21 protein-coding genes are annotated in these 19,282 nt (G+C 59.8%); 14 read left to right on the top strand and 7 right to left on the bottom strand.

Annotation, left to right across the window (positions count from 1 at the left end; all coding sequences use genetic code 11):
* The first annotated feature begins 456 nt into the window (after window positions 1-456).
* The 4 genes from CHH27_RS22585 to CHH27_RS22570 all read left to right on the top strand — a co-directional run bounded on the left by CHH27_RS22585 (window position 457) and on the right by CHH27_RS22570 (window position 4,709).
* Window positions 457-1,767 (top strand): extracellular solute-binding protein, encoded by a 1,311-nt coding sequence (locus CHH27_RS22585; protein WP_094074945.1) that lies wholly within the window; start codon window positions 457-459, stop codon window positions 1,765-1,767.
* A 122-nt stretch (window positions 1,768-1,889) separates the two neighbouring features.
* Window positions 1,890-2,771: an ABC transporter permease subunit gene (locus CHH27_RS22580; RefSeq protein ID WP_094073593.1), complete on the top strand. Its 882-nt coding sequence runs from the start codon at window positions 1,890-1,892 to the stop codon at window positions 2,769-2,771.
* A gap of 10 nt (window positions 2,772-2,781) precedes the next feature.
* A complete protein-coding gene (gene ugpE, locus CHH27_RS22575) occupies window positions 2,782-3,624 on the top strand; it encodes a sn-glycerol-3-phosphate ABC transporter permease UgpE (protein ID WP_094073592.1) in 843 nt (280 codons plus the stop codon).
* An 8-nt stretch (window positions 3,625-3,632) separates the two neighbouring features.
* Window positions 3,633-4,709: a sn-glycerol-3-phosphate import ATP-binding protein UgpC gene (locus tag CHH27_RS22570; protein WP_094073591.1), complete on the top strand. Its 1,077-nt coding sequence runs from the start codon at window positions 3,633-3,635 to the stop codon at window positions 4,707-4,709.
* Window positions 4,710-4,790: 81 nt separating this feature from the next.
* Here CHH27_RS22570 and CHH27_RS22565 read toward each other — a convergent pair whose 3' ends face one another.
* Complete coding sequence (locus CHH27_RS22565) at window positions 4,791-5,528, bottom strand: YafY family protein (RefSeq protein WP_094073590.1); 738 nt, start codon at window positions 5,526-5,528, stop codon at window positions 4,791-4,793.
* A 70-nt stretch (window positions 5,529-5,598) separates the two neighbouring features.
* On the opposite strand from CHH27_RS22565, the gene CHH27_RS22560 reads away from it, so the two are divergent.
* Window positions 5,599-5,919, top strand: coding sequence for a hypothetical protein (locus CHH27_RS22560; RefSeq protein WP_094073589.1), 321 nt, complete (start codon window positions 5,599-5,601; stop codon window positions 5,917-5,919).
* Between the two features lie 684 nt (window positions 5,920-6,603).
* Window positions 6,604-7,731 carry a DNA alkylation repair protein gene (locus CHH27_RS22555; protein ID WP_094073588.1) on the top strand — a complete coding sequence of 376 codons (1,128 nt, stop codon included), beginning with the start codon at window positions 6,604-6,606 and terminating at the stop codon, window positions 7,729-7,731.
* 23 nt (window positions 7,732-7,754) lie between these two features.
* Here CHH27_RS22555 and CHH27_RS22550 read toward each other — a convergent pair whose 3' ends face one another.
* From CHH27_RS22550 to CHH27_RS22540, 3 genes are all read right to left on the bottom strand, one after another.
* Window positions 7,755-8,921, bottom strand: a complete 1,167-nt coding sequence (locus CHH27_RS22550) for a glutathionylspermidine synthase family protein (RefSeq protein ID WP_094073587.1) — start codon at window positions 8,919-8,921, stop codon at window positions 7,755-7,757.
* 430 nt (window positions 8,922-9,351) lie between these two features.
* Window positions 9,352-10,023, bottom strand: coding sequence for a PspA/IM30 family protein (locus tag CHH27_RS22545; protein ID WP_094073586.1), 672 nt, complete (start codon window positions 10,021-10,023; stop codon window positions 9,352-9,354).
* 32 nt (window positions 10,024-10,055) lie between these two features.
* On the bottom strand, window positions 10,056-10,496 hold the full coding sequence (locus CHH27_RS22540; RefSeq protein WP_094074944.1) for a YjfI family protein: 441 nt from the start codon (window positions 10,494-10,496) through the stop codon (window positions 10,056-10,058).
* Between the two features lie 157 nt (window positions 10,497-10,653).
* Between CHH27_RS22540 and CHH27_RS22535 the strand changes: the two genes are divergently transcribed.
* The 5 genes from CHH27_RS22535 (at window position 10,654) to CHH27_RS22515 (ending at window position 14,066) form a co-directional block, all read left to right on the top strand.
* Window positions 10,654-11,709 (top strand): potassium channel family protein, encoded by a 1,056-nt coding sequence (locus CHH27_RS22535; RefSeq protein WP_094073585.1) that lies wholly within the window; start codon window positions 10,654-10,656, stop codon window positions 11,707-11,709.
* Window positions 11,690-12,337, top strand: a complete 648-nt coding sequence (locus tag CHH27_RS22530) for a DUF2491 family protein (RefSeq protein WP_094073584.1) — start codon at window positions 11,690-11,692, stop codon at window positions 12,335-12,337. The genes CHH27_RS22535 and CHH27_RS22530 overlap by 20 nt, the downstream gene beginning before the upstream one ends.
* Window positions 12,338-12,358: 21 nt before the next feature.
* Window positions 12,359-12,769, top strand: coding sequence for a DUF350 domain-containing protein (locus tag CHH27_RS22525; protein WP_094073583.1), 411 nt, complete (start codon window positions 12,359-12,361; stop codon window positions 12,767-12,769).
* A 62-nt stretch (window positions 12,770-12,831) separates the two neighbouring features.
* Window positions 12,832-13,395 (top strand): DUF1190 domain-containing protein, encoded by a 564-nt coding sequence (locus tag CHH27_RS22520; protein WP_094073582.1) that lies wholly within the window; start codon window positions 12,832-12,834, stop codon window positions 13,393-13,395.
* A 98-nt stretch (window positions 13,396-13,493) separates the two neighbouring features.
* Window positions 13,494-14,066 (top strand): glutathione peroxidase, encoded by a 573-nt coding sequence (locus CHH27_RS22515; protein WP_094073581.1) that lies wholly within the window; start codon window positions 13,494-13,496, stop codon window positions 14,064-14,066.
* A gap of 23 nt (window positions 14,067-14,089) precedes the next feature.
* Here the strand turns inward: CHH27_RS22515 and CHH27_RS22510 are convergent, their stop codons facing one another.
* On the bottom strand, window positions 14,090-14,404 hold the full coding sequence (locus CHH27_RS22510) for an antibiotic biosynthesis monooxygenase (protein WP_094073580.1): 315 nt from the start codon (window positions 14,402-14,404) through the stop codon (window positions 14,090-14,092).
* Window positions 14,405-14,631: 227 nt separating this feature from the next.
* Between CHH27_RS22510 and CHH27_RS22505 the strand changes: the two genes are divergently transcribed.
* Window positions 14,632-14,982, top strand: coding sequence for a carboxymuconolactone decarboxylase family protein (locus CHH27_RS22505; protein WP_094074943.1), 351 nt, complete (start codon window positions 14,632-14,634; stop codon window positions 14,980-14,982).
* Between the two features lie 6 nt (window positions 14,983-14,988).
* Here the strand turns inward: CHH27_RS22505 and CHH27_RS22500 are convergent, their stop codons facing one another.
* Together CHH27_RS22500 and CHH27_RS22495 are read right to left on the bottom strand one after the other, a co-directional pair.
* Entirely contained in the window at window positions 14,989-15,831 is an 843-nt protein-coding gene (locus CHH27_RS22500) for an oxaloacetate decarboxylase (RefSeq protein WP_094073579.1), read from the bottom strand.
* A 90-nt stretch (window positions 15,832-15,921) separates the two neighbouring features.
* A complete protein-coding gene (locus CHH27_RS22495) occupies window positions 15,922-16,764 on the bottom strand; it encodes a LysR substrate-binding domain-containing protein (RefSeq protein ID WP_094074942.1) in 843 nt (280 codons plus the stop codon).
* 141 nt (window positions 16,765-16,905) lie between these two features.
* Between CHH27_RS22495 and CHH27_RS22490 the strand changes: the two genes are divergently transcribed.
* Both CHH27_RS22490 and CHH27_RS22485 read left to right on the top strand, forming a co-directional pair.
* Window positions 16,906-17,859: a DMT family transporter gene (locus CHH27_RS22490; protein WP_094073578.1), complete on the top strand. Its 954-nt coding sequence runs from the start codon at window positions 16,906-16,908 to the stop codon at window positions 17,857-17,859.
* A 171-nt stretch (window positions 17,860-18,030) separates the two neighbouring features.
* Window positions 18,031-19,275 (top strand): pilus assembly protein TadG-related protein, encoded by a 1,245-nt coding sequence (locus CHH27_RS22485; RefSeq protein ID WP_094073577.1) that lies wholly within the window; start codon window positions 18,031-18,033, stop codon window positions 19,273-19,275.
* Window positions 19,276-19,282 lie beyond the last annotated feature (7 nt).

The raw sequence follows: 19,282 nt of genomic DNA, 5'->3' as shown, positions 1-19,282 counted from the left end.
ACCGGACAGACGGCCTGTTTTCTACCGCAGCGTCAAGCGTTTGCAGCGATCTTCGGAATCACCTGGAAGATCGCTGTCATCGCACGTTCATATGAACGACGTCCTCATTTCACATGAGCCGACTAAACTAATTTGCAAGAAACGACAAACCGGAACTATCGTAAGGGAAAGGACGCGTAAAATCCCGGCAAGCCTTGGTTTTTTGAGCCACGGCCCCTTGCGAAAATGCGGGTACGTTCATGACGCCCGGTCGCAGAATGCTGATTTTACTCCGTAGCCTCTTGCGGACGCGGCTTTGGCGTCTTTTAATGTTCATATGAGCGTCATATAACGTTCATATGAAAACAATACGAAACGCAGGCGTTATCGTTTCTGGTGCCGTTGAAGCCATTTCGGCACCTTGAAAAACCAACTGCTGATCGGGGCAACAGCCCTTCTAGATGGGAGCACATGAATATGGCTTATCGTAAGACAGTCGCCAGCTTTGTTGCTGCGGCCGCCCTCCTGGGCACCTCGTCCGCTTCTTATGCGGCAACCGACATTTCCTGGTGGCACGCCATGGGCGGCCGCCTGGGCGAAGTCGTCGTCGACATCGCCAACGGCTACAACGAATCCCAGGACGCTTGTCAGATCACTCCGGTCTTCAAGGGCACCTACGAAGAGACCCTGACCGCCGGTATCGCCGCCTTCCGTGCCGGTGAACAGCCGAACATCCTGCAGGTCTTCGACGCCGGCGCCGCCACCATTATCGGTGCCAAGGGCGCTGTCATCCCGGCCCAGGACATCCTGGAAAACGCCGGCGTTGCCTTCGACATCGAAGACTATATCGACGGTGTCCGTTACTTCTACGCCGACAGCGAAGGCAAGATGATCGGCATGCCGTTCAACTCTTCCACGCCGATCCTCTACACCAACGAAGACGCCCTGAAAAAGGCTGGTGTCGAAGCTCCGAAGACCTGGGAAGAGTTCCAGGAAATCGCTCCGAAGCTGAAAGAAGCCGGCTATGTGCCGCTCGCTCAGTCCCACCTGCCGTGGATCTTCACCGAGAACTTCAAGTCCCGTCATAACCTGCAGTTCGCAACCAACAACAACGGTTACGACGGTGCGAAAGACACCAAGCTGGTCTTCGGCGAGCCGATCAAGAACCACTTCACCGCCGTCAAGGGCTGGCTGGATGATGGCCTGTTCGGTTACTACGGCACCGGCTGGGGCGACAACCAGACCCCGTTCAACGAAGGCAAGGTTGCCATGTGGCTCGGTTCTTCGGGTTCCTTCGGCGGCATCTCCAAGACCGTCGAGTTCCCGTTCTCCGCAACCTACCTGCCTTACTGGGACGCTGTTGAAGGCGCCGGCACCGGCACCTTCATCGGTGGCGCGGCTCTCTTCGCAATGGCCGGCAAGCCGGACGACGAAAACAAGTGCGTTGCTTCCTTCTACGAGTACCTGACTTCCCCGGAAGTCCAGTACATGTGGCACAAGGAAACCGGTTATGTGCCGATCACCAACGCTGCTTACGAGCTGGCCAAGAAAGACGGCTACTACAAGGAAGCACCGGCTGCTGAAATCGGCATCAAGCAGCTGACCCTGCCGGGCGGCGACTGGACCAAAGGTTACCGCATGGGTTTCTACGTCCAGATCCGTGACGTCATGAACCGCGAATACGGTAAGCTGATGTCCGGTGAAACCTCCGTTGAAGACGCCTTTGCTGCCATCGAAGAAGAAGGCAACAAGCTTCTGGAGCGCTTTGCAAAGACCACCGGCAACTAAGCTGGCTTTGACCTGACATGGGACGGGGGCGCCTGGCGCCCCTGTCCTCGCATAAGCAAAGCGGGTTGGCCGGATCTCTGGTGACCCGCTTTGCCCGTTCCCGGTGGTCGAGACACATCCCTATGAAAAAAGTCCAGTTCAAGTCCCCGTGGCTGCCCTATATGCTGCTTCTGCCGCAGCTCGCCATCGTGACGATCTTCTTCCTCTGGCCCGCGGCCGAGGCAGTTCAATCCTCCTTCTATCTTGAAGACCCGTTCGGTTTCGGTTCCACCTTCGTGGGGCTCGACAACTTCACCGACACGCTGACCTCGTCCGACTATGGACGTGTGGCGCGGTTCACGGCGGTCTTCACCTTCTTCGTGACCTTCCTGTCGCTCGGCATCGCCCTGCTTCTGGCGGTGAAGGCCGACAAGGTCCTGCGCGGCGCGTCGAGCTACAAGACCCTGCTGATGTGGGTCTATGCGGTCGCGCCTCCGGTCGCCGGCCTGATCGGCGTCCTGCTGTTCGACCAGCATGTCGGCCCGATGGTCGATTTCTTTGCGCTGTTCGGCTGGAAGATGCAGATCGGCGTCGACTATTTCGACACCAGCTTCGCCATGCTGACAACGGCGGTCTGGAAACAGGTGCCGGTCAACTTCATCTTCTTCCTGTCCGGTCTTCAGGGCATCTCCAAGTCGGTCCAGGAAGCGGCCAGCATCGATTGCCGCTCCGGCATGCGCCGCTTCTGGACGGTCACCTTCCCGCTGCTGGCGCCGACAGGCTTCTTCCTGCTGATCATCAACATCACCTACGCCTTCTTCGACACGTTCGGTATCGTCGACGTCATCGTGAAGAACGAGCCGGGCAACAACCCGGTAACCCTGGTCTACAAGGTCTATCTCGATGGTTTCCGCGGCAACGACCTCGGTGGTTCGTCCGCCCAGTCGGTGATCCTGATGGCGATGGTGTTCATCCTGACAATCATTCAGTTCCGCCTCATCGAGCGGCGCGTGCATTACACGTAAGGGGGCGGTGATGAGAAAATCACAGATCTGGGATCACGTGATCCTGCTCGCCGGTGTCTTCTTCATGGTCACGCCCGTGGTCCTGGCCTTCCTGACCAGTACCCACGACGCGATCACGATCTACAAGGAAGGCATCCAGTTCACGCCGGGCGGCAAGTTCTTCGAGAACTACGAAACGGTGCTGTTCCAGGCCGGCGGCTTCACCAAGGAAGTCGATGGCTTCGTGATGCTGAAAAACTCGCTGATCCTCGGTCTCGGCTTTGCGATCGGCAAGATCATCATCTCGATGCTCGCGGCCTATGCCATCGTCTATTTCCGCTTTCCGATGGCCTCGCTGTGTTTCTGGGTGATCTTCGCGACCCTGCTGCTTCCCCTGGAAGTGCGCATCCTGCCGTCCTACGAGATCGTTCAGTCGCTTGGCATGGTGAACACCTATACCGGCCTGATCGTGCCGCTGATTGCTTCGGCAACGGGCACGTTCTTCTTCCGCCAGTTCTTCATGTCCGTGCCGGATGAACTCCTGGAGGCCGCCCGCATCGACGGTGCCGGTCCGTGGAAGTTCTTCAAGGATATCCTTGTGCCGCTGTCCCAGACAATGATCGCGGCCATCTTCATCATCATGTTCGTTTACGGCTGGAACCAGTATCTCTGGCCAACGCTGATCACCACCGATGAAAGCCTGTTCACCCTGGTGCGCGGCATCAAGCAGATCCTGCAGGTCTGGGTGGGCGCGCAGATCCCGGCCTTCAACGAGGCCATGGCACTGGCGATCCTCGCCATCGTGCCGCCGGTCCTGATCGTGGTGATCTTCCAGAGCTGGTTCGTCAAAGGGCTCGTCGAGAGCGATAAGTGAGGTTTTGAATGTCAACGATTACTCTCGACACGGTCCGCAAGGTCTATGCGGGCAATGTGGAAGCGGTCAAAGGTGTCTCCATCGACATCGCCGACGGCGAATTCATCGTGCTGGTCGGCCCGTCAGGCTGTGGCAAGTCGACCCTGCTGCGCATGATTGCCGGCCTGGAAGCGATCACCACGGGTGAGGTCAAGATCGGCGACCGGCTGGTCAACAACGTCGATCCGGCCGACCGGGACATCGCCATGGTGTTCCAGAACTATGCGCTTTATCCGCATATGTCGGTCTACAACAACCTGGCCTATGGCCTCAAAAACCGGGGCATGGACAAGGGCGAGATCGACCGCCGGGTGAAGGAAGCCGCGCGCATCCTGGAAATCGGCGACTATCTCGACCGCAAGCCGCGCCAGCTCTCCGGTGGCCAGCGCCAGCGCGTCGCCATGGGCCGCGCCATCGTGCGTGAACCGGCCGCCTTCCTGTTCGACGAACCGCTGTCGAACCTCGACGCCAAGCTGCGGGTGCAGATGCGCGTGGAGATCAAGCGCCTGCAGCGGTCGCTCGGCACGACCAGCGTCTACGTCACCCACGACCAGCTGGAAGCCATGACGCTGGCAGACCGGCTGGTGGTTCTGAACGGCGGCAATATCGAGCAGATCGGCGCCCCGATCGAGGTCTATGACAAGCCGGCCTCCACCTTTGTCGCCAGCTTCATCGGCTCGCCGGCCATGAACCTTCTCGATGTGAAGGCTGACGATGCCGGACTGTCGCTGGCAAGCGGCGGCGGCCTCAGCGGTTCCAACACCAAGGGCAAGGACCGTTACACCATCGGCATCCGGCCGGAGCACATGGAAGAAGTTGACGGACCGAATGGCGGTGACGGCATTCTTCTGGAAACCACCGTCAACGTGCTCGAGCCGGTCGGCGCGGAAAGCTACATCTATGCCAGCCTTGGCGATGGCGGCCCGGAAATCGTCGTGCGTGTTTCCAGCCACGCCCGTCACGAAGCCGGCGAAAAGCTCTACCTCCGCGTTGCCCCGGAAAACATCCATCACTTCGATGCGGATACCGGCAAACGGATCGACTGATCCGCACCCCTTTCAGGCGAGGCGGTTTAACGAGGGCCGCCGAACCCGAACCAGCCACCCCGGGCAACCGGGGTGGCTTTTTCATGGGCCGATGACGTGCAGGTTTTTCAGCGTCTCGTCGAACCGCTCGATCCCGATGACCTTGAACCTTTGGTCCTGCAGGCGCGCTGCCTCGATCCGGTCGCACCGAAACGTCCGGATGGAACCTCTTAAGTGATCGAATGCCAGCACATACCAGACAGGGCTGTGCAGGAGCAGGTAGTGCGGTTCGATGAGACGCTGCGTGGTCCGGCCTTCGATGGACCTGTAGGAGATCTCAAGCAGGTGCCGGGTCACGAAGGCCTGGTGGAGTTCCTCGACCACCACCCGGGCCGGTGCGGAAAATGCGGACAGTACCATGGGCGACGCTGCTTCGCCGACCCGGATCCTCGACTTGATATCGGAGATATCGTTCTTCAGCCTGGGCGAGAAGGACGCCAGCAGCTTGCGCCGGATGGGAGCCAGCTCGGCCATGAAGAAGGGCGATTTCATCTGCTCCGCGATTGCCAGGCTCACAAGGAGGTCGATCGCCTCCGAATAGCTGAAATTCACACGCCCGATGCCCCAGCTGCTGTGGAGCCGGATGCCGCCGCCCCGGCCGCGGTCGGCCTCAACCGGCAGCCCCTGATCTCGAAGGATCTGGATATCCCGGGACAGCGTGCGGCTGCTGACGCCGAATTCTTCCGACAGGCCGGCAACCGTCAGCGCTTCATCCGACTTCAGCCTGGCCGTGATGAGCTCCAGGCGTTTCATGCGTTCCGTGGTGGTGCTTCTGGGCATGGAACAAATAAGACATAAAATGTCGTATTTATCCATATGGTTCCGCCATCGACAACTTCAGGAGACACACATGTCGGACCCAATCACCGTTCTCGCCCCGATCAAACTCGCGCCCGGCAAGACCGAAGCAGACCTGCTTGCGGCTTCCAGCCGGTTTCAGGAAAATTTCGTCAGTCATCAGCAGGGCGTGCTGCGGCGCGAACTCGTCCGCACCGCGGAGGGCGAATATCTCGATATCGTTCAGTTCCGTAGCGCCGATGACGCGGAAAAGGTCATGGAAGCGGAAAGAACATCGCCGGACTGCATGGAGTTCTTTTCCATGATGGACCTGAGCGACGTGGACATGGACGCCGAGATGCCGATGTACCGGTCCTTGGCGACCTATAACTGACCGGCGCAAGGTCTGTGATGACCGGTAATGCCGGCTCCGCCCCGCCACCCCGGACACCCGGGGTGGCTTTATTGTTCTGGGGACCGACAGTTTCGGCGAAGGATCTCCCTCCTCCTGTTCGACATAGCAGGGCTAGACCCACTGCTGTCCGGTTTAGACGGTGAGGCATTCCGCAAGATGCTGGATCGGTTCGTCTATCTGCGGTGAACGGCTTGTTTGACATGAAATAGAATTGCCGCTTGCTGCCGTCTCCCCCCTTGCGGGGGAGATGTCCGGGAACCGGACAGAGGGGGGTGAAACGGTCGCCGCCAATTCAGAAATGCCGAATGATTTCGATAGGTTGATACCCCCCTCTGTCTCCTGGCGGAGACATCTCCCCCGCAAGGGGGGAGACTGGAACAAGCTGTGAGGCCTGAGTATGGACCGCGAGCACTGCTTAACCGGACAGCAGTGGGCTAGACCCTGCAATCCATGCTGTTGCGTTGCCACAAGCACGGCCTCAACATGCCGAGAAGAAACGGCATGGATGCCATGGTCTAGCCATGGCATGACGAAGATGGAGAGTGTTTGCCTTTCCTCTCGGAACCTCTCCTGACGGTGCTTGTCAGGAACTTGCCGGCAAGGCTCTGGCACGAAAGACATTGCTCTGGCACATGAGTAATCCACACAACAAGGGAGCATCAGTTGGAACCGTTCAAGAACAATATCTCACCCGATCTGGTGCGTTGCCTCGCCGGACACCTCGACAAGCAGCTGAACGGTTTTGACAAGGCAGGTTTTGAGGCCGACATCCTGGCTCGGCTCGAAGAACTTGAGCTGAAGGAACGGGCCAGGCACATCGCCGATGTTCTGGACCGGCACCTGCCGGATGATCTTTACGAGCGATACACCGTTCTGGAAGCCATTCTGCACCCGATGACGGAAGTCGCCTTTGACCGGGGCAGCGACGAGCATGGCATGCGCGGCTGGGGCATGATGCCCCTCGGCATGGTGGTGTCCGACAGCGGTCTGGAGAATTTTGAAGCGTCCTTTGCGCTCCTGAAGGAAATGACCAAACGGGCAACGGCCGAATTCGATGTGCGTCCCTTTCTGGACAAGGATCAGGACAAGGCTCTGACGATCATGGCGCCCTGGGTCAGGGACGACAGCGTGCATGTGCGCCGGCTGGTTTCGGAAGGCACACGCCCGCGCCTGCCCTGGGGTCTTCGCCTGAAGCAACTCGTTGCGGATCCCTCGCCGACCCTGCCCTTGCTCGAAGCGCTGAAGGACGACCCGGAAGAGTATGTCCGCCGCTCGGTTGCCAATCACCTCAATGATATTGCCAAGGACCATCCGGACCTGGTGGCCGAGATCGCCGCGCGCTGGCTGAAAGGCGCCGACAAGAACCGCGAAAAGCTCGTCCGCCATGCCTGCCGCTCGCTGATCAAGCAGGGGCATGCTGCAACGCTGTCCGCCTTTGGCCTGAACCCGCCGGAGATCCAGGTGGATGGTCCGGCGATCACGACTGACAAAGTCGACTACGGCTCCGCGCTCGGCTTCGCCATCAAGCTGTCCTCAACGGCTCGGAAACCCCAGGATCTGGTCCTCGACTATCTGGTGCATTTCAAGAAGGCCAACGGCACGCTCGCGCCGAAGGTTTTCAAATGGACGAAGCTGACCCTTGAGCCGGGCGAGACGGTATCGCTCGCCCGCGAGCATGCGATCCGGCCGATCACGACCCGGGTCTATTACGGCGGCACGCAGGCGGTCAGCCTCCGGATCAATGGACAGGATTTCGGATTTTCGGAGTTTGAGCTGGTGATGGACCCTTGAGGTCTTGAACAGACCTCACCAAGTCAGTCTTCCAATATCACGTGCGGCACGAACCGCGACAGGTCCTGGGTGACCGGGGCCTTGTCCTCGCGCAGGCAGATGCCCGACGCCTGGCCGCCGATGATCCAGGAGCCGATCATGACATAGTCGTCGCCGAATTTCGGCGGTTTAGCATAGCCCTGCAGGATATGCCCTTCGGCGCCATAATCGCCCGGCGTGGTAGTCTCCTCGTCACGGAGCCCGCGCACGGTGATATTGGCACCTTCCCGGCTGAAGAGCGGCTTCTTCACATGAGGCAATGACAGGAAACTCTCCGGCGCTTCGCCGTCAAAATACGCCGGCAAAAGATTTGGATGGTCCGGGAACATTTCCCAAAGCAGCGGCAGGATCGCCTTGTTGGAAAGGATCGCCTTCCACGGCGGTTCGAGCAGCTGGATCGGCGCACCCGGCAGGTAGGGCCCGTAGTCCTCGCGGAACATGTCCTCGTAGGGATAAAGCTTGAACAGTGCGTCGATAACAAAGCTGTCCGTGTCCGCAAACCGGCCGTCCTCGTCGACGCCGATCTCTTCCACGGCAACAAAATGCGGGATAAGCCCGGCCTGTTTGGCGCAGTCTTCCAGATAGCGCACCGTCGCCCGGTCCTCATCGTGATCTTTCGAGGACGCAAAATGAATGTGGTAGCCGGGGCCGAACATGGCTGCGAACCGTTCGATCAGCCGGTCCTGCACGGAGTTGAACTGGTCGGCATTTTCCGGCAGCACACCGGCAGCCATCTGCTGCTCCAGCCAGACCCATTGGAAAAAGCCGGTTTCATAGAGCGCCGTCGGCGTGTCGGCATTGAATTCCAGAAGCTTCGCCGGGCCGCTGCCGTCATAGAAAAAATCGAACCGTCCGTAGAGTGAAGGATCCTGGCTGGTCCAGGATTTCCGGATCCAGTCGCGATAGTCCTTCGGGATCGCGAATTTCTGAAGCAGTGCGTCGTCATGCACCACCCGGTCGACAAGATCGAGGCACATGCCGTAGAGCGCCTGGCTTGGGTCCTCGATGTCGTCCTCGATTTCCCGTAAGGAGAACTGATAGGCCCGGCTCTCGTCCCAGTAGGGCGCGCCATACATGGTGTGAAAACCGAACCCAAGCTCCTCCGCCTGTTCCTTCCAGCCCGGCCGTTCGGGAATGTCGATCCGCTTCATCTATTTGGCCTTGGTCAAAACAAAAATTCAGAACGCCGGGTCACGATCACGGGCGCGCCGCCTCTCCAAGAGTTCAATGAGCCTTCAGGCCTTGCCCCAGGAAAAAGGGCCAATTGTCGTTGCGTCTCTCACCGCGCCTCTTTGCCTGCAACAGGACAAAGGTGTCATCCCGGCCAAGCGCAGCGCGAGCCGGGACCTACTCGCATTGCTGCTGGTTGATGTGTGTCTTTCCTGGCCGCGCAGTGCTTCATCTTTCGGCTCTGCGAACGAGTGGGCCCCGGGTCTCACTTCGTTCGCCCGGGGTGACACAGGAAGGTGTGGCGCGGCACCTGAAGTTTACGCGCTCAAAACACCAGGCGGACGGCACATTGCCAGGCTCTGTCAACGCAGCACAGAAAACTTGCCGCAACACACCACAGCCCGCAATTTGTTACAGCTTCGCCAGCAGGGCCTGGACGTCGTTGCGGCCCGGGTTTTCCAGGGCCTTGATCTTGGCTTCCAGATCCGCACCGCTTTCCAGGCGGGCGTCTTCTTCGGCGGCTTCCAGCATCGCCTGCTGTTCGGCCTGACGCTGTTCCAGGCGGGCCAGGCTGTCAACGGCGCTGGCAAGCCGGCCGTCGGAGGCGGTCGTGTTGGTGGAGGCGGCCTTTTGCGCCTTGATCAGCGCCTCGTTGGCCTTTGCGCTTTCCATCTTGCGCTGCAGGGTCTCGATCTTGTTCTGAGACTGGCGGATGGTGGCATCCATGCGCTCTTCGGTGGTCTTGTACTGATCGAACAGGGCCTGGTCGGCTTCGGCCTTATCCCGCAATTTCAGGATGCTCTCGATGATCTCGACGGCCAGCGGTTCGTCTCCATTGGCCTTGGCCGTGCGGGCCGCTTCGGTGCGCCGCTCGATCTCGGTCATCAGCTCCTCGACGGAGCGCTCCTTCAGGCGCCGGTTCGCCGACATGCGCGCCTTTTCGTCCTTGGCGTTGGCGATGGCCTGCTTGGCCTCGCGCACTTCCTGCTCCAGGATCGTCATCAGGTTGGCGTCCTGGATGGATTCGGCGGCATCGTGGGCATGGCCCTTGAACGCCGTGATCAATTTGCCCCAAACACTCATGGTCAGATGTCCTTGCTTAATCTACGGCGGGTTCAGGCGGCGGCTTTCGGGCCGACATCGGCAGCCAGTTCCAGCGCGCTGTTGGCGATGGTGCGCAGCTCGGTCTCGACGGAATCGAGCGTCGAGCGCACGGACATGGCGCCAAACAGCTCGTAATACTCCCGCCCATCAACATCATCGATGGACAGCGCGCAGAGCGGCAGCAGCTTCTTGTGGTTGCGCAGCATCATCGCTTCAAAGGCCGCCGGATCGTCCTGGGCGTCGCGCGGCCACAGAACCGTGGAGGTGAGGATCTGGGTCTCACCGACATTCATGTAGAGGGTGATCTCGCCGGCAGAGTGCAACTGCACTTCCAGAACGTCGGGCTGGTCCGGGCTGACGGTGCAGGTGATCTCGCCGTCGGAAAAGCTTGCGGACTGTTCCAGGGCGGACTTCAGATCCTGAAGAGTCCAGGCGGTTTGCGGTGCGTTCATTCCGGGCCTCCCGTTGCGGCCGGGGTCCTTCCCGGCACCGAACAAGTAGAAGTCAAACCAGAGTGTTTCAAGCGATTTTTCAGGACGCCAGCCGATTTGACAAGGCGGCTGGGGCTGGTCACAGTACGTCGCGATTCAAACCGTGGCAGATTCAGCTGTGCCCATTTTACAACTCGTCATTTCCAGGCTTTACCAGCATGTGATCGAGCTCAAGCTCTGGCTGCTGCTGTCACTGATCTGTGCCTATCTGTTCATCTCGTGGCTGCTGTTCTGGCTGGCCGGAGAAGGCGGGCTGACCGACAACCCGCTGACCTTCATCTATTTTGCGGCAACAACCGCTTCGACGGTCGGGTATGGTGACCTGTCGCCGGAAACGGAAGCCGGGCGCATGGTTGCCGCCTTCTGGTTCTTTCCCGGAGCCCTGCTGATTTTCTCCGCGGTTCTGGGCCGGCTGACAGGTGTGCTTGTGGAAGGAGTAAGACGTATGGCGGACGGCAACGGCAATTACGAACGCGTCCAGAACGCCACAGTCATCGTTGGCTATCACCGCGACAAGACACCCTTGATGGTCGAAAACCTGATTGCCGGCCAGGATGGCGACGACAAGATCATTCTCCTGGCCTCTTCCAAGAATGTCGAAGTGCCAGAAGGGGTGCGGCTGATCCGTGCCGAACGGCTCGACGCGCTGCAATCGCTGCGCCGCGCGGCCATACCCGGCGCCCAGAAGGTCCTGGTCTATGCCGCGACGGACGCAGAGACCTTCAACACCTGCCTTGCCATTCGCGAGCTCAACGAAGACGTTCACATCGCTGCCTATTTCGAAGACCGTGACACCGCCCGGCGCGCCGGCAAGCTGGCCGGCATCGAACCGGTTGTGTCCAATGCCTGCGAGTCTCTGGTCCGCGCTGCACAGGACCCCGGCGCCGGCCAGATCCTGATGGCCCTGTCGACGGCTGGTCTCGGCGCCACCGTCTATTCGGCCATTGTCGAGGCCGACAGCACCACCGACACGTCTGCTCTGGAAAAATCCCTTTCCGGTGCGGACGGCACGCTGATTGCCGTTTCCCAGCCGGACAATGACGACTTCCTGTTCCGCCCCTTCCCCAAGGCGCTGAAATCCGGTGGTTCGATCTACTATCTTGCCAGCAAGCGCCTGAGCGCGAACCAGATCACAAACGGACTGGAGGGCGGCGATGTTCGGGTCACTGTTTAACAAGAAACCGAAGGGCTGGTTGCCGCCCGAGGTTCTCGGTCTGACCATCGGACGGGGCATCACCTTCGACAAGATCGCCTTGAAGCTTCTGCCGGCAGACAGCCTGATCGAACATCCAGACAGCACCTTGATGATCACGGCCCAGGGCCACTGCGATCTCGGTGAACAGTCGCACATGCACCGCTTCTATCCGGATGACGACCGCTTCCTGGTCCAGTTCCAGGGCGGGGACGGCGTTGAGGACGAGCGGGTCGACGAGATCATGCTCTGGTATTTCTACGACGTGCAATATCCGTCCGGCACAGGCGAATGGAACCAGATGAAAGAGGCCATTCGTCAAACAAGCTACAATCTGCCCACCGAAGACGGCCTGCAACGTTTCGACCGCGCCTGGTTCGACACCTCCTCATCACCGGAAGACCCGATGACCTACTGGGAGGAAGTCTGCGACACGCGCGAAGGCGGCGGCCGGCGCAAGATATTCCAGACAGCCATGCTGTTTGCCCGTACGCTGAAGGACGGGCGGGACGAAATGCTGCTGGTCAACATGGAAGAAGCGGACAGCGGAGAGAAAAGCATTGCCTTCATGGTCGGCTTTCCGCTCGAACGGCACAATTTTTCAGTCTAATTCACATCCGGGGAGACAATCATGGACGTTCTGCTGGCATCCCTTTCAGGCATCATTCCCTTCGCGCTCTATTTTGCAGCGGCCATCGCCATGCTGCTGATCTTCATTAAGATCTACATGATCATGACGCCTCATGACGAAATGGCCCTGATCAAGGAAAACAATGTCGCCGCCTCTCTTGTGCTCAGCGGCGCCTTTCTCGGCTTCTCCCTGCCGCTGGCCAGCGCGGCGGCCAACTCGCTCAGCATCGTCGACTTCATCGTCTGGGGCATCATTGCCTGCATCGCGCAGCTGATCGTCTACCAGATCTTCCGCCGCTTCTATCCCAAGATCACCAGCCGGATCGAAAGCGGCGAGATGGCGATCAGCACCAAGCTTGCGACCATCTCCGTGACGGTCGGTCTGCTCAACGCCGCCTGCATCACCTATTGACGGACCACTCGCTCGAAGAACCGCGATTTAGATCAGACCTTTGAGAGGTCGGGAGAAATTTCATGAAACGCTCCAAATCGATCAAGCTGGTGGTCATGGCAACGACATCGGTGTCCCTGGCCGGCTGTTCCCAGGAACCGGACCTGGAGGGCCAGGTCTACCGCACGGAAGCCGAGTGCGTTGCCGGCAACTTCGTGCCCGACGTGGTCTGCGCCGAGGCGCTCGCCGTCGGCAAGGACATCCATGAGAAAACCGGACCGCGCTACAACACCGTCAATCTGTGTGTCGACCAGCACGGCAACAATGTCTGCCTTTACGACACGTCGAATGAGGGCTCGTATTACACGCCGACACCTGTCGGCTATTTCCTGACCGGTGCCCTTGCCGGCGGCGTGACCAGCCAGCTTCTGCGCGACAACGTCCGCCCGGTCTATTCGGAGCGCGGCAGCCGTCGCTACTACACGTCCCACGGCTACTTTGTCGGAAATTACGGCGGCACCAGCTGGCGCACCTACAATGATGCGGTCAAGACCACGCCCAAACCCGCCAAGGTGCAGACCCGGACCTCCGTTGCCTCACGCGGCGGTTTCGGCGCAAGGTCGAGCTCCGGTTTCCGGGGCGGCTGACACCCGGCACATCCATGCGGCAAGCCGAAACTCACCATTTGAGGTGAACCGCTGACGGGTTCCCTTGCGTATCAGGCGCAGCAACGGGAGCCCGTCACATGAAACGCATTGCAGCCGCATTATTCGGATTGGCCGTTCCCCTGGGAACGGTGCAGGCAGAAGCCGCACCGGGCACAAGGACCAGTGCGCATGACTTCAGCTTCCAGATGCCGCATGGCAATCCACTGACGCTCAAGGAGTTCGAGGGCAAGGCGGTGCTGGTTGTCAACACGGCGACCGAATGCGGTTTCAGCGGTCAATTGTCCGGGCTGCAGCAACTTCAGGAAACCTATGGCGACAAGGGCCTCGTGGTGCTCGGCGTGCCGTCCAATGATTTTGGCGGCCAGGAACCACGCGATGACGGTGAAATTGCAAAATTCTGCGAAGCCCGTTACGGCGCGACGTTCCCCATGACCGCCAAGACATCGGTCAAGGGCCGGAACGCGCATCCCTTTTACCAATGGGCCGCCGAAATGCTCGGCCCGGCTGCTCGGCCCTACTGGAACTTCCACAAGTACCTGATCGGCCCGGACGGCAGCATCGTTGCCTGGTTTGCGACGCCGACCTCGCCAACCTCGAACAGGATCACAAGCGAGATCGAGACCGTACTGGGAAGCCTCACCGACAGTTGAGCCGGCCAACGGTCCGGGGAAGATTAGCTGTCGAGGACGGCTTCAAATCCCTCGAACTGCGGATGACCGAAATACATGCCCTTGTTGTCACCGGCGTTCTTGTGGGCCTGGCGAAAATGCTCGGATTTTGTCCAGTTGACGAAATCGTCGCGGCTCGCCCAGATCGTGTGCGACGCGTAGAGCGTGGTGCCGTTGTCTTCGTCCTGCGGTCCCTTCATCAGGTGAAAGCTCTTGAAGCCCGGCACATCTTCCAGCCTGGTGTCGCGATCGCGCCAGACGGTTTCAAAAGCCTCTTCCTGGCCGTTCTTGATGGTGAACCGGTTCATCGCAAGGAACATGTTTTCTGGACTCCGTTTCTGTGGCGATCGATTTGAGGGTCATCGGTCATATAAGTTGATTATTAGATTCAGGTATTTTGCGTTTCAAGCCGAAAACCGTCTTTCATGCGATCGAACGCCGGGTGCCAAGAGACCTTCCGCCAGCTCTCCTTGAGCCACGTCAACGCCTGTCCACGCAAGCGCGCCTACGCTCCTACGATATCATCCTTGAACGACAGGAGCCGGATATGGCCGTCACCGACTGGGAAGCCTTCGTCACACAGACCGATCAACGCATGGGGGAAGTCCGAAAGGGCATTCCGGAGGTTGCCAAGGGTTTTGGAGCACTGGCCAAGGCAGCAACGGCACCCGGAGCGCTTGTCGCCAAGACCAAGGAACTGATCGCGCTGGCCATCGGCATCACGGCACGGTGTGACGGCTGCCTTGCCTATCATGCAAGGGCTGCCGCCCGGCTTGGCGCCAGCCGCGACGAGATCCTCGAGGTGATCGGCGTCTCGGTCTATATGGGTGGCGGGCCGTCCATGATCTACGGGGCCGAGGCTCTTGCGGCCTATGACGGGCTGGGCGACGACGGCTGATGCCACTCAACCGGTTCGATCCAGCTTCTCCTGCGACATCAGCCGGCTGATCTCGGCATCGGGAATGGCCTCATCCGCATAGGCAAACGTGCCGCTTGTCCTGACTTCGGTTGCTGCGCGGAGCAGCGCCCCGACAGCGGCCCGTGCGAAGGAGCCCCCGACACTGATCCTGCACACGCCGGCGGCGGCCAGGTCGGCCACCGTGTAGCGCGGCCCAGTCAGCCCCATGACCACGTTGACCGGTTTGTCCACGGCATCGCAAACCGTGCGGATCGCGTTCAGGCCCGGAAGGCCCGGCGCATAAAGCACATCGGCGCCCGCTTCCGAGAAAGCCTGCAACCGCCGGATTGTGTCGTCGAGGTCGGGACGCTGCCAGAGGAAGTTCTCCGCACGAGCCGTCAGGAGAAACGGCAGTTCCCGCGCAGCTTCAGCCGCAGCCTGGACCCGTTCAACCGCAAGGTTGAACGGGTGGATCGGTGCCTCCGGGTCGCCGGTCGCGTCCTCGATGGAGCCGCCAACGAGGCCGGCCGCCGACGCCCGGCGTATGGTTTCGGCACAAGTCTCCGGTTCGGGTCCGAAGCCGTCCTCCAGATCGGCAATCACCGGAAGAGACGTCGCTGCGACAATCTCGGCTGCATTGTCGAGGATTTCCTGCCGGGACAAGCTGGCAAAGGAGTCCCGCTTGCCTTTGGAGATTGCATAGCCGGCGCTGGTGGTGGCAAGCGCTTCAAATCCCAGACTGGTGAGCAGCCTTGCAGACCCGGCATCCCAGGGATTGGGGATCACAAAGGCTTCGTCCCGCTGATGCAACGCTTTCAGGCGCTCAAACTTCTCGATCTGCTGCGACACGACACCCTCCCATTACTGTCTCTGCTGGACATAGGGATAAATGCGGGCGCTTGTAACCCTTGTGCGTGGCAGGTGCGAGGCAGCAGTCGTTTAAGCCGTGTTTTCTGTAAGAGCTTCTGCAAGTGCCTCGCAAGGAGCGCTGGTTGCCGTCTGACCGCGCACCAGGATGATGTCGAGCGCCTCGACCTCGGGTAATCCCTGTTCCCTTCCAAGCCGCATCACAGACGTCGGCACGGCCATCTGAACAACGGAGGCCACTGCAAGATCCGCTTCGACCAGGGTGACAAGCGCCGAATGGCTGAAGTTGGAATAGGCGGACCGATAACTTCGACCGCTGCGATTGAGCGCGGCCAAAGTCTCCGTGCGCACCTGACTGCCGGGTTCATAGAGCGCGACAGGCAAGGGTGTGCGCTCCAGGGCCTGACCTTCCCTTGATCCGATCCAGACCATTGGTTCGCGCCGGATCAGGCGCCCTTCCGTGCCTCCCGTGCGCGTGACGATCGCCATGTCGATCTCTCCCGCCTGGACCTCCGGCAGGAGCGCCGTCGACTGGGCACAGACCACGTTGAGTTCGACACGCGGAAACAGCGCCGCGAACCGCTTCAGGACGACCGGCAACATGGCCGAGATATAGTCATCCGGCGCGCCAATGGTGACCTTGCCTTCCATCTCCGGCCGGCTGAAGGCGGCGGCTGCCTCGTCATGCAATCGCAGGATCCGCCTTGCATAGCCTTCCAGTTCCTCGCCGGCCCGGGTCAGCGCCAGGTTGCGCGTGTCCCTGACAAACAGACGCTTGCCGATCCGCTCTTCCAGCCGCTGGATCTGCATGGAAACGGTCGCCGGAGACTTGTGCACACGCGTCGCCGCCCGTGAGAAGCTCATGGCATCAACACAGGCCAGAAAGGTGCGAAGAAGCGTGTGATCAAGCTGCATTTCTTCAAAATTCCTGAATAGTTTGTTCAAACTATATTGCTTGCTCGAACAATAAAAGTCCTTCCAATCTGGCTGCAGCAAAGAGGTTTCCGCCATCACCGGCAGAGCATGCCGCATTCCCGCCAGCGCAGGACAGGATCCATGACAAGACAGACAGAAGGCATACTCGGGGTGGTCTTTGCCCAGACCCTGCTCGGCACGCTTGGCCTGTGCGTTCTGGAAAGCGGTGCAGGTCCCGTCAGCGTCGCCTTCTATCGCTGCCTGATCGGAGGGCTGGCCCTTGCCCTTTTCTGCCTCTGGCGCGGCGACCTTGAGCGCCTCTCTGCAGTATCGGGGAAGGCGCTGGTCCTGGCGGTGGCAAGCGGTGTGCTGATGGCCGGGAACTGGGTGTTGTTTTTCGAAGGCATCCGGCGGACCGGCATCGCGGTCGCCACCATCACCTTTCACATCCAGCCGTTTCTGGTGGTCGGCCTCGGAGCGCTCCTGTTCAAGGAACGCCTCCATGCGGTCACACTGTTCTGGATCGGACTGGCGCTCGTCGGCCTGACCCTTGCCAGCGGACTGACCGGGGCGAGTGTCAACATTGAAACGTCCTACCTTCTCGGCCTCGGCGCGACATTCGCCGCTGCCCTTCTTTATGCCGGCGTGACGGTCATCGCCAAGGGTCTCACCGGTCTGTCGGCGCCCCAGCTGGCCGCAATCCAGTTTCTGACCGGCGCGGCGATGCTGATTTTCTTTTCACCTGCCGCCCCTACGTCCCTTGCTACTAACCAGTGGATCTGGCTGGCCATCATCGGCCTGGTCCATACGGGGGGCGTTTACGTCGTGCTCTACAAGGCGCTGCCGAAGCTGACCACCCCGGTGATCGCGGTGCTTCTGTTTCTCTACCCGGCCAGCGCAATCGCCGTCGACGCTGCCGCTTACGGACGGCTGGTCAGCATCGTTCAGATGGCCGGACTTGCCCTCATCATACTGGCCAGTCTCGCAGTGACGTTGAACTGGGGCAGACCGTCACGCCCGAACCTGAGATCCCAGGTCGCTAAAATTTTAGGGGCGCAACAGGAAAATCCGGAAAAAATCAACACACACGCATAAATTCATCGGTTCTTTTCACCATGCCCTTGCAATTCAAGGTTAGTATCTGTACAATAAATACACTCCATAATGCGAGTTAATTTATATAAAAACTATAGCTATCACTTTTTATTATTATAAAGTTTTCCCCCTTAGCCTCAAAGCACTTCAGTAACCTTGAGGCACAAACCAATGACGTTCCGCATCAGTCAGGCGTTCGCGAGGTGCCAGCGCGGCACGATTGCGGTCTACACCGCGTTGCTTATGCCGGTCGCCATTGGTGGGTTTGGATTGGGCGCAGAAGCGTCTTTCTGGTACTTCCAACAAAGAAAAATTCAGAATGCGGCGGATGTCGCAGCTTATGCAGCTGCCACGCAGCTCAGACTGAACAGAAGTGAAGAAAGCCTCTCCGACGCCGCCCTCGCAGCAGCTGTCAAAACCGGATACAGCACGTCCCTCGGAAACCTGACCTTCAGCTGGCCTCCCGGCTCAGGGTCTTTCGCGGGGGACGGCAATGCCGTCGAAATTGCCCTGACCGAAAATCATCCGAGGCTTTTCACCTCGCTTTTCACGTCTGGAACAATCTCTTTGTCCGGCCGCGCCGTTGCACAGCTCAGACAGGGGTTTCCAACCTGCATTCTGTCCCTCGACCAGACCAGCTCGGGCGCAATCACGTTTACCGGCTCCTCAGACGCCACCCTGGAAGGTTGCAATGTTCACGCAAATTCGACCTCCGACCAGTCGGTGCTTGTGACCGGCAACGGGAAGGTCGACACCCCTTGCGTCTCGGCCGTGGGCGAAGTCAGTGCAACGAGCGGACTGAGCATGAGTGAATGCGTGGCCCCGATCGAATATGCCGAAGCGATCGAAGACCCGTTTTCCGATATTCCCGCTCCCGACACGAACATCCCCTGTGAACCTGAAAACGTGTTCGGAGGCCCTCCAAGCGCCAGTTACACGATCTCCGAGGGCCGATATTGCGGTGGTCTCGAGATCAGGCGGCAGGTCACGATGACACCGGGCGTCTACATTGTCGACGGAGGAACGCTCAAGTTGACGTCGTTCAGCAACCTTACCGGTTCCGGCGTCACTCTCTACCTGACCAATGGTGCATCCGTAAGCATGGCAGGTACCGCGAATGTCGTCCTGAGCGCTCCAGACTCCGGCACCTATCAGGGCATATTGATATTCGTCGACAGGGAAACATCCGACACGACGCATATCTTCAACGGCTCTTCTTCATCGTCTCTTGACGGCGCAATCTATGCGGCTTCCGGGCATATCAAGTTTGCCGGCAACAGCAGCGCCGGCGGCGGCTGCACCCAAATCGTCGCAAACACCGTCGAGATCACCGGGGATGCCGGCATCGGCAGCGACTGCAGCCCGATGGGTTTCAACGAAATTCTCAACTCGCAGCTCGTCCAGCTGGTCGAATAGGGCGCTT

The sequence above is a fragment of the Labrenzia sp. VG12 genome (assembly GCF_002237595.1).
In the GTDB taxonomy this organism is placed as follows: Bacteria; Pseudomonadota; Alphaproteobacteria; order Rhizobiales; family Stappiaceae; genus Roseibium.
This window is presented reverse-complemented; position numbering and strand designations above follow the sequence as displayed.

Excerpts from the sequence above, each read along its gene's own strand:
- CHH27_RS22585 (WP_094074945.1), top strand. The coding sequence starts at position 457 with ATGGCTTATCGTAAGACAGTCGCCAGCTTTGTTGCTGCGGCCGCCCTC.
- CHH27_RS22580 (WP_094073593.1), top strand. The coding sequence starts at position 1,890 with ATGAAAAAAGTCCAGTTCAAGTCCCCGTGGCTGCCCTATATGCTGCTT.
- ugpE (WP_094073592.1), top strand. The coding sequence starts at position 2,782 with ATGAGAAAATCACAGATCTGGGATCACGTGATCCTGCTCGCCGGTGTC.
- CHH27_RS22570 (WP_094073591.1), top strand. The coding sequence starts at position 3,633 with ATGTCAACGATTACTCTCGACACGGTCCGCAAGGTCTATGCGGGCAAT.
- CHH27_RS22565 (WP_094073590.1), bottom strand. The coding sequence starts at position 5,528 with ATGCCCAGAAGCACCACCACGGAACGCATGAAACGCCTGGAGCTCATC.
- CHH27_RS22560 (WP_094073589.1), top strand. The coding sequence starts at position 5,599 with ATGTCGGACCCAATCACCGTTCTCGCCCCGATCAAACTCGCGCCCGGC.
- CHH27_RS22550 (WP_094073587.1), bottom strand. The coding sequence starts at position 8,921 with ATGAAGCGGATCGACATTCCCGAACGGCCGGGCTGGAAGGAACAGGCG.
- CHH27_RS22545 (WP_094073586.1), bottom strand. The coding sequence starts at position 10,023 with ATGAGTGTTTGGGGCAAATTGATCACGGCGTTCAAGGGCCATGCCCAC.
- CHH27_RS22540 (WP_094074944.1), bottom strand. The coding sequence starts at position 10,496 with ATGAACGCACCGCAAACCGCCTGGACTCTTCAGGATCTGAAGTCCGCC.
- CHH27_RS22530 (WP_094073584.1), top strand. The coding sequence starts at position 11,690 with ATGTTCGGGTCACTGTTTAACAAGAAACCGAAGGGCTGGTTGCCGCCC.
- CHH27_RS22525 (WP_094073583.1), top strand. The coding sequence starts at position 12,359 with ATGGACGTTCTGCTGGCATCCCTTTCAGGCATCATTCCCTTCGCGCTC.
- CHH27_RS22520 (WP_094073582.1), top strand. The coding sequence starts at position 12,832 with ATGAAACGCTCCAAATCGATCAAGCTGGTGGTCATGGCAACGACATCG.
- CHH27_RS22515 (WP_094073581.1), top strand. The coding sequence starts at position 13,494 with ATGAAACGCATTGCAGCCGCATTATTCGGATTGGCCGTTCCCCTGGGA.
- CHH27_RS22510 (WP_094073580.1), bottom strand. The coding sequence starts at position 14,404 with ATGTTCCTTGCGATGAACCGGTTCACCATCAAGAACGGCCAGGAAGAG.
- CHH27_RS22505 (WP_094074943.1), top strand. The coding sequence starts at position 14,632 with ATGGCCGTCACCGACTGGGAAGCCTTCGTCACACAGACCGATCAACGC.
- CHH27_RS22495 (WP_094074942.1), bottom strand. The coding sequence starts at position 16,764 with ATGCAGCTTGATCACACGCTTCTTCGCACCTTTCTGGCCTGTGTTGAT.
- CHH27_RS22490 (WP_094073578.1), top strand. The coding sequence starts at position 16,906 with ATGACAAGACAGACAGAAGGCATACTCGGGGTGGTCTTTGCCCAGACC.
- CHH27_RS22485 (WP_094073577.1), top strand. The coding sequence starts at position 18,031 with ATGACGTTCCGCATCAGTCAGGCGTTCGCGAGGTGCCAGCGCGGCACG.